At 60.0% G+C, this 13,053-nt stretch carries 13 protein-coding genes; 9 read left to right on the top strand and 4 right to left on the bottom strand.

Annotated elements, in window-relative coordinates; translation table 11 throughout:
• Positions 1-128 precede the first annotated feature (128 nt).
• Together ACYZTX_RS28300 and ACYZTX_RS28295 are read left to right on the top strand one after the other, a co-directional pair.
• Positions 129-1,058: an SdiA-regulated domain-containing protein gene (locus tag ACYZTX_RS28300; protein ID WP_462036776.1), complete on the top strand. Its 930-nt coding sequence runs from the start codon at positions 129-131 to the stop codon at positions 1,056-1,058.
• 104 nt (positions 1,059-1,162) lie between these two features.
• Entirely contained in the window at positions 1,163-2,080 is a 918-nt protein-coding gene (locus ACYZTX_RS28295) for an SdiA-regulated domain-containing protein (RefSeq protein ID WP_462036775.1), read from the top strand.
• Between the two features lie 125 nt (positions 2,081-2,205).
• Here ACYZTX_RS28295 and rpiA read toward each other — a convergent pair whose 3' ends face one another.
• Positions 2,206-2,880, bottom strand: coding sequence for a ribose-5-phosphate isomerase RpiA (rpiA, locus tag ACYZTX_RS28290; RefSeq protein WP_462036774.1), 675 nt, complete (start codon positions 2,878-2,880; stop codon positions 2,206-2,208).
• 147 nt (positions 2,881-3,027) lie between these two features.
• Here rpiA and ilvA point away from each other — a divergent pair, with 147 nt between their 5' ends.
• Both ilvA and ACYZTX_RS28280 read left to right on the top strand, forming a co-directional pair.
• Positions 3,028-4,542 carry a threonine ammonia-lyase, biosynthetic gene (ilvA, locus tag ACYZTX_RS28285; protein ID WP_462036773.1) on the top strand — a complete coding sequence of 505 codons (1,515 nt, stop codon included), beginning with the start codon at positions 3,028-3,030 and terminating at the stop codon, positions 4,540-4,542.
• A 39-nt stretch (positions 4,543-4,581) separates the two neighbouring features.
• Positions 4,582-5,007, top strand: coding sequence for a DUF2269 domain-containing protein (locus ACYZTX_RS28280; protein ID WP_462036772.1), 426 nt, complete (start codon positions 4,582-4,584; stop codon positions 5,005-5,007).
• A 122-nt stretch (positions 5,008-5,129) separates the two neighbouring features.
• On the opposite strand, the gene ACYZTX_RS28275 is transcribed toward ACYZTX_RS28280, so the two are convergent.
• Complete coding sequence (locus tag ACYZTX_RS28275) at positions 5,130-5,786, bottom strand: histidinol-phosphatase (RefSeq protein ID WP_462036771.1); 657 nt, start codon at positions 5,784-5,786, stop codon at positions 5,130-5,132.
• 143 nt (positions 5,787-5,929) lie between these two features.
• Here ACYZTX_RS28275 and ACYZTX_RS28270 point away from each other — a divergent pair, with 143 nt between their 5' ends.
• Complete coding sequence (locus ACYZTX_RS28270) at positions 5,930-6,409, top strand: RNA pyrophosphohydrolase (RefSeq protein WP_095083604.1); 480 nt, start codon at positions 5,930-5,932, stop codon at positions 6,407-6,409.
• Between the two features lie 22 nt (positions 6,410-6,431).
• Positions 6,432-8,711: a phosphoenolpyruvate--protein phosphotransferase gene (gene ptsP, locus ACYZTX_RS28265; protein ID WP_462036770.1), complete on the top strand. Its 2,280-nt coding sequence runs from the start codon at positions 6,432-6,434 to the stop codon at positions 8,709-8,711.
• 132 nt (positions 8,712-8,843) lie between these two features.
• On the opposite strand, the gene ACYZTX_RS28260 is transcribed toward ptsP, so the two are convergent.
• Positions 8,844-9,590, bottom strand: coding sequence for an NRDE family protein (locus ACYZTX_RS28260; RefSeq protein ID WP_462036769.1), 747 nt, complete (start codon positions 9,588-9,590; stop codon positions 8,844-8,846).
• A 120-nt stretch (positions 9,591-9,710) separates the two neighbouring features.
• On the opposite strand from ACYZTX_RS28260, the gene ACYZTX_RS28255 reads away from it, so the two are divergent.
• The 3 genes from ACYZTX_RS28255 (at position 9,711) to ACYZTX_RS28245 (ending at position 12,403) form a co-directional block, all read left to right on the top strand.
• Positions 9,711-10,493, top strand: a complete 783-nt coding sequence (locus tag ACYZTX_RS28255; RefSeq protein ID WP_462036768.1) for a sulfite exporter TauE/SafE family protein — start codon at positions 9,711-9,713, stop codon at positions 10,491-10,493.
• Positions 10,494-10,573: 80 nt separating this feature from the next.
• Positions 10,574-11,383: a prolipoprotein diacylglyceryl transferase gene (gene lgt / locus ACYZTX_RS28250; RefSeq protein ID WP_462036767.1), complete on the top strand. Its 810-nt coding sequence runs from the start codon at positions 10,574-10,576 to the stop codon at positions 11,381-11,383.
• Positions 11,384-11,431: 48 nt separating this feature from the next.
• Entirely contained in the window at positions 11,432-12,403 is a 972-nt protein-coding gene (locus tag ACYZTX_RS28245; RefSeq protein ID WP_462036766.1) for a thymidylate synthase, read from the top strand.
• Between the two features lie 126 nt (positions 12,404-12,529).
• Here the strand turns inward: ACYZTX_RS28245 and cadR are convergent, their stop codons facing one another.
• Positions 12,530-12,979, bottom strand: coding sequence for a Cd(II)/Pb(II)-responsive transcriptional regulator (gene cadR / locus ACYZTX_RS28240; RefSeq protein ID WP_462036765.1), 450 nt, complete (start codon positions 12,977-12,979; stop codon positions 12,530-12,532).
• Positions 12,980-13,053 lie beyond the last annotated feature (74 nt).

Below are 13,053 nucleotides of genomic sequence, written 5' to 3'. Positions count from 1 at the left end.
CACACAGGGCTTTCCCGCCATTTCCCGTTTTTTTCACATCCCGTCAGGATAATTCCGGGACTTGCGGCGTCTGAGCCGGTCCCAATTGTGCTATTACCCTTAGCCTGAATTTCTGGAACGCATCCTTGATGGTCACCCAACCACTGCCCAAGCTGAAAACTGCCCGCCCCCCGCGCTTTGTCATGCGTTGGTATTCCTGGCTTTTGCTGGTGGTCGCCACCGCGTATGGCCTCGCGTTTGCGATGCACTGGGATGACCGTGGTGTGCTCTGGGTGCTGGAGCGTTTCGAAAGCCCCGCCGAACGTCAACAGAGCATCTGGCTGCCGGATTACCGGGCCGTGATCGACGCCAAAGTGCTGCCGGGCATGGAAAAGGATGAAGCGTCGGACCTGGCCTACGACCCGCAAACCAAAACCCTGTTTTCGGTCATGGGCAAAAACCCGTTCCTGGTTGAGCTGACATTGCAGGGTGACGTGCTGCGCAAGATGCCGCTGGTGGGCTGGAGCAACCCGGAAGGGGTGACCGTGATCGGTAACGGTCTGCTGGCCATCGTCGATGAGCGCGAACACCTGCTCTCCATCGTCAAGGTCGACGCCGACACCCGCGAGCTGAATATCGCCAACTTCCCGAAATACGACCTCGGCCCTTCGAAAGACCAGAACAAGGCCTTCGAAGCCATCGTCTGGGACTCGCGCAATCAGCAAATGTTGTTGGGTGAAGAGCGTCCACCGGCGTTGTTCACCTGGAAAAGCAACGATGGCCAGACACTCGCCGGCGACAAGCAGAAACTCGCCAATGACGAACTGGACATCCGCAACCTCTCGGCCCTGGCCATCGACCCGCGCACCGGTCATACCCTGGTGTTGTCTGCCGACTCCCACCTGCTGCTGGAGCTGGACGAGAAGGGCGAGCAGGTCAGCTTCATGACCTTGCTGGGTGGCTTCAATGGTCTGAAGAAAACCATCCCTCGCGCCGAAGGCGTGACCATGGACGATGGAGGCAACCTGTACATGGTGAGTGAGCCAAACCTGTTCTACCGTTTCGAAAAACAGAAATAGGCACCCGAATCCCGCAGTTGTGGTCCAGGGCCACTGGCCATTAAGCTTGAATTCATACAAGCGTGATATTTCATCCGCCTGTTTCTGTTTCCGAGCTTGCCTGAATGCGCCGACTTGCCCGTCCCAAACCCTTTATTCTGATCCTGACAGTGATTGCGCTGATCGCGCTGGTTGCGGTTGGCCAATACATGCGCCTGTTCGAGCGGGCGTGGTTTAACGTGCACACGCTGTGGCAGCCAACAAACGATCAATCCATTGGCCTGGACCAATACCGGGTGGAAGTCGAGGCTCGGGTGATTGATGGCCTGAACGACGATGTTTCGGCGCTGACCTTCGATCCGGTGCGCAAAAGCCTGTTCACCGTCACCAACAAAAACTCCGAGCTGATCGAGCTGTCTCTGGACGGCCAGATTATTCGACGCATGGCACTGGTCGGGTTTGGCGATCCGGAAGCCGTGGAGTTCATCAGCGCCGACACGTACGTGATCACTGACGAGCGCGAGCAGCGGCTGATCAAGATTCATCTGGAGAAGGACACAACGTTCCTCGATGCCGCGGATGCCGAGCAGATGACCCTTGGTGTGCACATGAGCAGCAATAAGGGCTTCGAAGGTCTGGCTTACGATTCGGTGGGCAAGCGGTTGTTTGTCGCCAAGGAGCGCGACCCGATGCTGATCTACGAAGTGCAGGGCTTCCCGCATTACAACCCGGAAAAGTCCTACGCGGTGCACGTGGTGAACAACCCCAAGCGCGATGCCGGGATGTTCGTGACGGACCTGTCGAGCCTGCAATACGACGAACGCAGCGGGCATCTGCTGGCGCTGTCGGATGAATCGCGACTGATTCTGGAGCTGGATGTGGACGGGCGACCGCTGAGCACCATGTCACTGAGCAAGGGCCGTCAGGGGTTACAGAAGACGGTGCCGCAAGCGGAGGGGATCGCCATGGACGACGACGGTACGATGTACCTGGTGAGCGAGCCGAACCTGTTCTATGTCTTCAAAAAACCAGCACAACCCTGACCAACACCCCAAAACAACTGTGGGAGCGGGCTTGCTCGCGAATGCGGTGTGTCAGTCGACATCTCTATTGACTGGCCCACCGCATTCGCGAGCAAGCCCGCTCCCACAAGGGGTTTGTGTTGGGCTTACTGGGCGCGCAGGGTTTTTACGCCTTCGCTGGTGCCCAGCAGCAGCAGATCCGCGGGACGTGCCGCGAACAAACCGTTGGTGACCACGCCGACGATGGCGTTGATCTGCGTCTCCAGCTCCACCGGGTTGGTGATCTGCATGTTGAACACGTCGAGGATGATGTTGCCGTTGTCGGTCAGCACGCCTTCACGGTAGACCGGGTCGCCGCCCAGCTTCACCAGCTCGCGAGCCACGTGGCTGCGGGCCATCGGGATGACTTCGACCGGCAGTGGGAACGCACCGAGCACCGGCACCAGTTTGCTGGCGTCGGCGATGCAGATGAAGGTCTTGGCCACGGCTGCCACAATCTTCTCGCGGGTCAGGGCTGCGCCGCCGCCCTTGATCAGGTTCAGGTGCTCATCGCTTTCATCGGCGCCGTCAACGTAGAACTCCAGGTCGCTGACCGTATTCAACTCATACACCGGAATGCCGTGGCCCTTGAGGCGGGCGGCGGTGGCTTCGGAACTGGCGACCGCGCCGTCGAATGCGCCCTTGTGCCGGGCCAGTGCGTCGATGAAGCAGTTGGCGGTGGAGCCGGTGCCGACCCCGACGATGCTCTTGTCGTCGAGTTTCGGGAGGATGAAGTCGACAGCGGCCTGAGCCACTGCCTGTTTGAGTTGATCCTGGGTCATGCGGGCTCCGAAGCGGGCAAGGGGAAAACGGAAAGGCCGGCATTATAGCTCCATGCCGGGCTAAAACCTCTTGATTCGTATGGTCGCTCAGGCAAAAGCCGGGTTAGACTCCTTGGCCCTGCCCAACCCGCTCAGTGATGCTTTCCGATGCTCGAACAGTACGTCAAAAAGATCCTCACCTCGCGCGTTTATGACGTTGCCGTAGAAACCCCATTGCAGACTGCCCGCCAGCTCTCCGAGCGGCTGGGCAACAGTATTTTGCTCAAGCGCGAAGACTTGCAGCCCGTGTTCTCGTTCAAGATTCGCGGCGCCTACAACAAGCTGACCCAGCTGAGCGATGAAGAGCGTGCTCGCGGTGTAGTGACCGCTTCGGCGGGCAACCACGCGCAAGGCCTGGCCCTGGCGGCGAAAGTGTTGGGCGTGAAAGCCACCATCGTCATGCCCAAGACCACCCCGGAAATCAAAGTCGAAGGCGTGCGCTCGCGCGGCGGCAAAGTGGTGCTGCACGGAGATTCGTTCCCGGAAGCCCTGGCCTACTCGCTGAAACTGGTCGACGAAAAAGGCTACGTCTACATCCACCCTTACGACGATCCCCACACCATTGCCGGGCAGGGCACGGTGGCGATGGAGATTCTGCGTCAGCACCCTGGGCGTCTGGATGCGATTTTCGTCCCCGTGGGCGGTGGCGGGCTGATCGCCGGGATCGCGGCGTACGTGAAGTACCTGCGCCCGGAAATCAAAATCATCGGCGTCGAGCCGGACGATTCCAACTGCCTGCAAGCCGCCATGGCCGCTGGCGAACGCGTGATCCTGCCGACCGTGGGCCTCTTCGCCGACGGCGTCGCAGTGGCGCAGATTGGTCAACACACCTTTGATATCTGCAAAGACTACGTCGATGAAGTGATCACCGTCAGCACCGATGAAATCTGCGCGGCGATCAAGGACATCTACGACGATACCCGCTCGATCACCGAACCTGCCGGCGCCCTGGGTGTCGCCGGGATCAAAAAATATGTCGAGCAACGCGGCGTCACCGGGCACACCTTCGTGGCCATCGATTCGGGCGCCAACGTCAACTTCGACCGTCTGCGCCACGTCGCTGAACGCGCCGAGCTGGGCGAAGGTCGCGAGGCCATCATCGCCGTGACCATCCCGGAGAAACCGGGCAGCTTCAAGGCGTTCTGCGAAGCCATCGGCAAGCGCCAGATCACTGAGTTCAACTACCGCTACAACACCGGCAGCGAAGCGCACATCTTCGTTGGCGTGCAGACGCATCCGGAAACCGACCCGCGCAGTGCGCTGATTGCCAGCCTCAGCGAGCAGGGCTTCCCTGTGCTGGACCTGACCGACAACGAATTGGCCAAGTTGCACATTCGGCACATGGTCGGCGGGCGTGCGGCTCATGTGGTCGACGAAGTGATTCTGCGCTTCGAGTTCCCGGAGCGTCCGGGCGCGCTGTTCAACTTCCTCAACAAGCTCGGCGGGCGCTGGAACATCTCGATGTTCCACTACCGCAACCATGGCGCAGCGGATGGCCGGGTGGTCGCGGGCCTGCAAGTGCCTCACGATGAACGCCATCTGGTGCCGGCGGCGCTGGAAGAAATCGGCTACCCATACTGGGACGAAAGCGACAATCCGGCCTATCAGCTGTTTCTCGGCTGAGCGGCTACGCTGATGGGCAGCTCATAAGGAAATCGAACAATGGAAACGTTAACCGCCCTGAAAATGGCTCACACCGTGGCAACAGTGCTGCTGTTGATCAGCGCTTTGGGTCTGGCGATCTGGGTCTGGCGTACGCGCCGTAACGGCGACGCGACGGCTCACGCGCGCACGCTGCAAAGGCCACGAGTGTTTATCTGGCTGGTGATGGGGCTGGCGCTGCTAAGCATGCCGTTTACCGGCTGGTGGATGGTGCATCTGGTGGGCTGGCCGCTGGGGCAGACCTGGTTGCTGGCGTCCAGTGTGCTTTACACCGTCGCGGCATTGGGTTGGTTTTGGTTGCTGGTGCGGCTTAACAAGTTGCGCACTGTTCCGGGAGGCAATGGCAAGTTCACCTTCGCCCTTGCACTGTTCAGCTTTGTTTGTTTTATCGCGATTGCCGGATTGATGGGCGCGAAGCCGGTTTAAGGCTTGAGACCGGGTTGCCTCTTTCGCGAGCAAGCCCGCTCCCACACTAAATCTTCAGGGAACACAGATTTTGTGTACGACGCAGATCTAGTGTGGGAGCGGGCTTGCTCGCGAAAGCGATTTCAGTCGCGCAACGATATCACCGGCCAACCCCGCTTCTCGGCTTCGGCGCGCAAGTTAGGGTCCGGGTCGACAGCGATCGGATGCATCACCTGCTCAAGCAGCGGTAAATCATTCATCGAATCACTGTAGAAATAGCTGTCTTCCAGCGAATACCCGGTCTCTTCCAGCCAACGATTCAACCGCGTCACCTTGCCCTCGCGAAAGCACGGAATGTCGGTACTGCGTCCGGTGTAGCGGCCGTCGATCATTTCGCACTCGGTGGCGATCAGGGTTTCGACACCCAAGCGCTCGGCAATCGGTCCGGTGACGAAGCGGTTGGTGGCGGTGATGATCACCAGTTTGTCGCCGGCCTCACGGTGCTTGGCCAGTAGTTCGATAGCCTTGGGCAGCACGATCGGTTCGATGCAGTCGCGCATGTAGTCGCGGTGCCATTGATCCAGCGTGGCCATGTCGGTGCGGCCGAGGACTTCCAGGCAGAAGTTCAGGTAGGCATCGTTATCCAGCTTGCCGGCCAGGTAATCCTGATAGAACTCGTCGTTGCGCGCCTTGTAGGCGACGGCGTCGAGGAAGCCGCGTTCGCACAGGTAATCGCCCCAGGCGTGGTCACTGTCACCGCCCAAGAGCGTGTTGTCCAAGTCGAATAGAGCCAGCCGCATTGCAGTTACTCGCTGAAAAGTCTGTAGAAAGGCGTCCAGAATACGGACTTTTCACAAGAGTGCACATAAGGTAGGCCGGCTCGTTGCTGCTATCACAACCTTTGTGGAACAATGCGGCGACATGCGTTTGCGAGGTTGTTGCCGTGATCGACCCCGATGGTTTCCGCCCCAATGTCGGGATCATTCTCACGAATGATGCCGGACAGGTGCTATGGGCTCGCCGTATCAATCAAGATGCCTGGCAGTTTCCACAGGGCGGGATCAACCCCCAGGAGACGCCGGAAGACGCCTTGTATCGCGAGTTGAACGAAGAAGTGGGTCTTGAGCGCGAAGATGTTGAAATTCTCGCCTGCACCCGGGGCTGGTTGCGCTATCGTTTGCCGCAACGTCTGGTCAGGACGCACAGCCAACCGCTGTGCATTGGCCAGAAACAGAAATGGTTTCTCCTGCGCCTGGTCTCCAACGAGCAGCGGGTGCGGATGGATTTGACCGGTAAACCGGAATTTGATGGCTGGCGCTGGGTCAGCTATTGGTATCCGTTGGGCCAGGTGGTGACATTCAAGCGCGAAGTGTATCGACGCGCTCTCAAAGAGCTTGCCCCGCGCCTTTTAACGCGCGACTGACGACGGAGTTCGACCCCGAGCCATGCTCAATACGCTGCGCAAGATCGTCCAGGAAGTTAACTCCGCCAAGGATCTCAAGGCGGCGTTGGGGATTATTGTATTGCGCGTCAAAGAGGCCATGGGCAGCCAGGTCTGCTCGGTCTACCTGCTTGACCCTGAGACCAACCGCTTCGTGCTGATGGCCACCGAGGGCTTGAACAAGCGCTCGATCGGCAAAGTCAGCATGGCACCCAACGAAGGTCTGGTCGGCCTGGTCGGCACGCGTGAAGAACCCCTGAACCTCGAAAACGCCGCGGATCACCCGCGCTACCGCTACTTCGCCGAGACCGGTGAAGAACGCTACGCCTCGTTCCTCGGGGCACCGATCATTCACCACCGCCGCGTCGTCGGCGTGTTGGTCATTCAGCAAAAAGAACGTCGCCAGTTCGATGAAGGTGAAGAAGCCTTCCTCGTGACCATGAGCGCACAGCTCGCCGGCGTTATCGCCCACGCCGAAGCCACCGGTTCGATCCGGGGGCTGGGCCGTCAGGGCAAGGGCATCCAGGAAGCCAAGTTCATTGGCGTACCGGGGTCGCCGGGCGCGGCGGTCGGTACCGCGGTGGTCATGCTGCCGCCGGCCGATCTGGATGTGGTGCCGGACAAGACCATCGCCGACATCACCGCCGAACTCGGGCTGTTCAAGACGGCAATCGAAGGCGTGCGCGCCGACATGCGCGCCTTGTCCGCCAAGCTGGCGAACCAGTTGCGCCCGGAAGAGCGTGCGCTGTTCGATGTCTACCTGATGATGCTCGACGATGCCTCGCTCGGCAGCGAAATCACCACCGTGATCAAGACCGGTCAGTGGGCCCAGGGTGCGTTGCGCCAGGTGGTCACCGAACACGTCAACCGTTTCGAATTGATGGACGACGCCTACCTGCGTGAGCGCGCGTCGGACGTCAAAGACCTTGGTCGCCGCTTGCTGGCTTACTTGCAGGAAGAGCGTCAACAGACTCTGGTTTATCCCGACAATACCATTCTGATCAGCGAAGAACTGACGCCGGCGATGCTCGGCGAGGTGCCGGAAGGCAAGCTGGTCGGTCTGGTCTCGGTACTCGGTTCCGGCAACTCCCACGTGGCGATCCTGGCGCGCGCCATGGGTATCCCGACGGTGATGGGCCTGGTCGATCTGCCGTACTCCAAGGTCGACGGCATCCAGATGATCGTCGACGGCTACCACGGCGAGGTCTACACCAACCCCAGCGAAGTGCTGCGCAAGCAGTTCGCCGAGGTGGTCGAGGAAGAGAAACAACTGTCCCTCGGACTGGATAAGCTGCGGGACTTGCCGTGCGTGACCCTAGATGGTCACCGCATGCCGCTGTGGGTTAACACCGGCCTGCTGGCGGACGTGGCGCGGGCGCAGAAGCGTGGCGCTGAAGGCGTCGGTCTGTACCGCACCGAAGTGCCGTTCATGATCAACCAGCGCTTCCCGAGCGAAAAAGAGCAACTGGCGATCTATCGCGAGCAACTCGCCGCGTTCCACCCGCAACCCGTGACCATGCGCAGCCTGGACATTGGCGGTGACAAGTCGCTGTCGTACTTCCCGATCAAGGAAGACAATCCGTTCCTCGGCTGGCGCGGTATCCGCGTCACGCTCGACCATCCGGAAATCTTCCTGGTCCAGACGCGCGCCATGCTCAAGGCCAGCGAAGGCCTGAACAACCTCCGGATTCTGCTACCGATGATCTCCGGCACCCACGAGCTGGAAGAAGCCCTGCACCTGATTCACCGGGCCTGGGGCGAAGTCCGCGACGAAGGCTGCGACGTGCCTATGCCGCCGATCGGCGTGATGATCGAAATTCCGGCGGCGGTTTATCAGACCAAGGAACTGGCGCGGCTAGTGGACTTCCTGTCGGTCGGCTCCAACGACCTGACCCAGTACCTGTTGGCGGTGGACCGAAACAACCCGCGTGTGGCCGATCTCTACGACTACCTGCACCCGGCGGTGCTGCAAGCCCTTCAGAGCGTGGTGCGTGACGCTCATGCCGAAGGCAAGCCAGTGAGTATCTGCGGTGAGATGGCCGGCGATCCGGCGGCGGCGGTGCTGTTGATGGCGATGGGTTTCGACAGCCTGTCGATGAACGCCACCAACTTGCCGAAAGTGAAGTGGATGCTGCGTCAGATCAACCTGAGCATGGCCAAGGAATTGCTCGCCGAGCTGATGACTATCGACAATCCGCAAGTTATCCACAGTTCGCTGCAATTGGCGCTGAAGAACCTTGGGTTGGCGCGGATGATCAATCCGGCTTCGGCCAAGACTCTTTAAAGGGCTAATGGCCTCTTCGCGAGCAAGTCGAATCGTCGCACCGCCGCTCCCACATTTAACCGAGTTCTCTCAGAAGAATGCGGTCAAATGTGGGAGCGGGCTTGCTCGCGAAGGCGTCAGTCCTGACAACACCTAAACTTTGATCTCAATTTCCCCCAAATGCCCGCCATACGGCCCAAAACTCCGCTCAACCATCCACCGCGTCCCATCCGCCTGAACAATCAACGCCGTGCTCGCCCGCGTCCCATAAGTCGGGCTGGCAATAAACACACTCGACAGCAACGTCTCTGTGGCCAACCCGACCCCGGTATCCGGCAGTTCGGCAAACGGCGCCGCCTGCGCATCGTTCAGCAACGCCAACAAAGCCTGAGGCTGCGGATCTTCCAGCACTTCCTCCAGCGCTGCCCGTGCCTTGAGCAGTTTCGGCCACGGCGTATCCAGTCCCGCGTTCGACAACCCATAAACCCCCGGTGGCAGCATCACCGCCTCAGTCTCCCGGGCATTGAAGTGCCACAGTTCGTTGGCATTACCGATCAGCAGATTAAATCCGGCATATTCCAGCGACCGTGCAACAACGTCGCTCAAATAGTCATCTATCGGCAGATCCCCGCCAAGAAATCGCGCCACTAGCTCTCCTCGCGACTTGCGCGCGGGCGGCTGATGCGGATCGCGAATATTGGTCAGCGCGGCGAAGCGTCCATTCGCACCAACACCGAGCCAGGTGCCCCCTGCCTCCAGATCGCGACCGGCATGAACGTGCGGGGCTTCTGGCCATTGCGCCAGAGGCAGGCTGGGCCGGGCGTAGAACTCGTCGCGGTTGGCCGCCACGATCAGCGGCTGGGCGTGACCCGGTCGCCAAGCGAAAACAATCAGGCACATAAGGTGGTCCTTGTGTGTTTTTTGCTCACTCTACGCAGACATCACGCTTCTATCCATCGCCATCCAGTGGAGCTTGAGGCCATGCATCCGTTACCATGCCGCTCTAATTTGGGGATGCACATGGAATTTCTGCTCTATCTGGCGCTGGGCGCCTGTGCAGGCGTGCTGGCCGGGCTGTTCGGGGTTGGCGGCGGGATCATTATCGTCCCGGTGCTGGTGTACAGTTTCACCTTGCAGGGTTTCGATGCGTCGATCCTGACCCATCTGGCGGTCGGCACGTCCCTGGCGACAATCATATTTACCTCGATCAATGCGATCCGCGAACATCATCGTCGCGGTGCCGTGCGTTGGCCGATTTTTGCCTGGATGACCCTCGGCATTCTCATCGGTGCCGGTTTCGGCGCGTTGACTGCCGAGGCGATCTCCGGGCCAAACTTGCAGAAAATCATCGGCGTCTTTGCACTGATCATCGCCGTTCAGCTCGCCTTGGACTTCAAACCAAAGGCCAGCCGAACGGTGCCCGGTAAAGTCGGTCTGACCGTGGCCGGCAGTGTGATTGGCTGGGCCTCGGCGATTTTCGGGATTGGCGGCGGTTCGCTGACGGTGCCGTTCCTGACCTGGCGCAGCGTGCCGATGCAGCAAGCGGTGGCGACTTCATCTGCCTGCGGTCTGCCGATCGCCTTGTCCAGTGCGTTATTTTTCATGATTCTGGGCTGGCACGATCCATTGCTGCCGGCCCATAGTCTGGGTTTTATTTATTTGCCGGCGCTGCTAGGGATCGCCCTGACCAGCATGGTCTTCGCCCGCCTCGGCGCGCGACTGGCCCACAGCCTGTCGCCGAAGTTGCTGAAAAGACTGTTTGCCGCTTTGCTGTTCTGCGTGGGCCTGAGCTTTTTGCTCTGACGCGTACCGCAATCCTGGCTTAATCCTGGCGTGGCAGTGTCGCCCGGGAATTTTGGTTTCAACTCTAACAAGGAGTCGCAATGCTGCCTTACCCGCAGATCGACCCGGTGGCCTTGGCCATCGGTCCGCTGAAAATCCACTGGTACGGCTTGATGTACCTGATCGGCATCGGCGGTGCCTGGCTGCTGGCGTCGCGCCGGTTGAATCGCTTCGACCCGACCTGGACCAAGGAGAAGCTCTCCGACATGGTCTTCTGGATGTCGATGGGCGTTATCGTCGGCGGGCGTCTGGGCTACGTGCTGTTCTACGATCTGAATGCTTATCTGGCCAACCCGACGCTGATTTTCGAGGTCTGGAAGGGCGGCATGTCGTTCCACGGCGGCTTTATCGGCGTGATGCTGGCAGCGTTGTGGTTCGGTAAAAAGAACGGCAAGTCGTTCTTCCAGCTGATGGATTTCGTCGCACCGATGGTGCCGATCGGCCTGGGTGCCGGGCGCATCGGCAACTTCATCAACGCCGAGTTGTGGGGCAAAGCAACCGACGTGCCGTGGGCGATGGTCTTCCCGACCGATCCGGCGCAACTGGCGCGTCACCCGTCGCAGCTGTACCAGTTCGCGCTCGAAGGCGTGGCGCTGTTCGCCATTCTCTGGTTGTTCTCGCGCAAGCCGCGGCCGACCATGGCGGTGTCCGGGATGTTCGCGCTGTTCTATGGCATTTTCCGTTTCATCGTTGAATTCGTCCGGGTGCCGGACGCGCAACTGGGCTATCTGGCCTGGAACTGGCTGACCATGGGCCAGGTACTGTGCGTACCGATGGTCGTTGGCGGGCTGTTCCTGATCTGGCTTGCATACCACCGCGCTCCGGCTACCCCGGCGAACGCTGCGCTTTAAATTCGAACACCGGGGCGACGGCCCCGGGTTCAAGGACACAGGTAACTCATGAAGCAATATCTCGAACTGGTCGCCCACGTCATCAAAAACGGCACCAAGCAGGCCAACCGCACCGGCGTGAACACCATCAGTTTCCCTGGCGCGATGCTGCGTTATGACCTGAAGGAAGGTTTTCCGGCGATCACCACGCGCAAAATGGCCTTCAAATCGGCCATCGGCGAGATGTGTGGTTTTCTGCGCGGGGTGAACAACGCAGCCGAATTCCGTGCGCTGGGCTGCAAGGTCTGGGATCAGAACGCTAACGAAAACGCGCAGTGGCTGGCCAATCCGTTCCGTCAGGGCGAAGATGACCTCGGTGAGATCTACGGCGTGCAATGGCGCAAATGGCCGGCGTACAAGCAGATCCCGGTCAGCAACAAGGCCGCCATCGAGCAGACCCTGAACCAGGGTTATCGTCAGATTGCCGAAGGCGAAGAGGACGGTCAGGCTTACGTGGTGCTGTACAAAGCGATCGACCAGATCCGCCAGTGCGTCGACACCATCATCAAGGACCCGGGCAGCCGCCGCATCCTGTTCCACGGCTGGAACGTCGCCCAGCTCGATGAAATGGCCCTGCCGCCGTGCCATCTGCTGTACCAGTTCCACCCGAATGTCGAGACCAAAGAGATTTCTTTGACCCTTTACATCCGCTCCAATGATTTGGGCCTCGGCACGCCGTTCAACCTCACCGAAGGCGCCGCGCTGCTGAGCCTGATCGGTCGCCTGACCGGCTACACGCCGCGCTGGTTCACCTATTTCATCGGTGACGCGCACATCTACGAAAACCACCTGGACATGCTCAACGAGCAGCTCAAGCGCGAGCCGTTCCCGATGCCGAAACTGGTGATTTCCGAGCGTGTGCCGGAGTTTGCCAAGACTGGCGTTTACCAGCCGGAGTGGCTGGAGTTGATCGAGCCGAGTGATTTCTCGCTGGAAGGTTACGAACACCACGCCCCAATGACCGCGCCGATGGCGGTCTAAAGAACTACCGCTGACCCCATGTGGGAGCGAGCCTGCTCGCGAAGAGGGAGTGTCAGTCAACAATGATGTTGTTTGATACACCGCTTCGCGAGCAGGCTCGCTCCCACATTTGGTTATGAGGTGTTCCTAGTGGCCGTGACTGCGGCCGACATGAGAATGCTCCACCGCCGTCGCCACAACCCCGCCACTCACTTCCAGCCGCTGCAAAATCCCGCACTGATCAATTTCCGGCCCTTCGCCACAGCGTTGGCGCAGGTCGAGCAGTTGTGTCTGCAAGGCCAGCAACCCATCGATCCGCGCCTTCACGTGATGAATGTGTTCGTCGATCAACGCATTCACGCTTTCACACTGATCCTGCGGACTGTCGCGCAGGGCCAGCAGGCTGCGGATTTCTCCCAGGGTCATGTCGAGGGTGCGGCAGTTGCGGATGAAGGTCAGGCGCTCGGCGTGGGCCTGGGTGTAGACGCGGTAGTTGCCGTCGCTGCGGGCAGGTTCCGGTAGCAGGTTTTCGCGCTCGTAGTAGCGGATGGTTTCCACGGCGCAGTCGGTGAGTTTGGCCAGTTCTCCGATCTTCATGATGGCAATCTCCAAAAGGGTGCTTGACCCTATAGTGGCTACAGGGTCTTTACTTGGCAACAGGCACCTTTCTG

Source organism: Pseudomonas sp. MDT1-17 (genome assembly GCF_054898105.1).
This window is presented reverse-complemented; position numbering and strand designations above follow the sequence as displayed.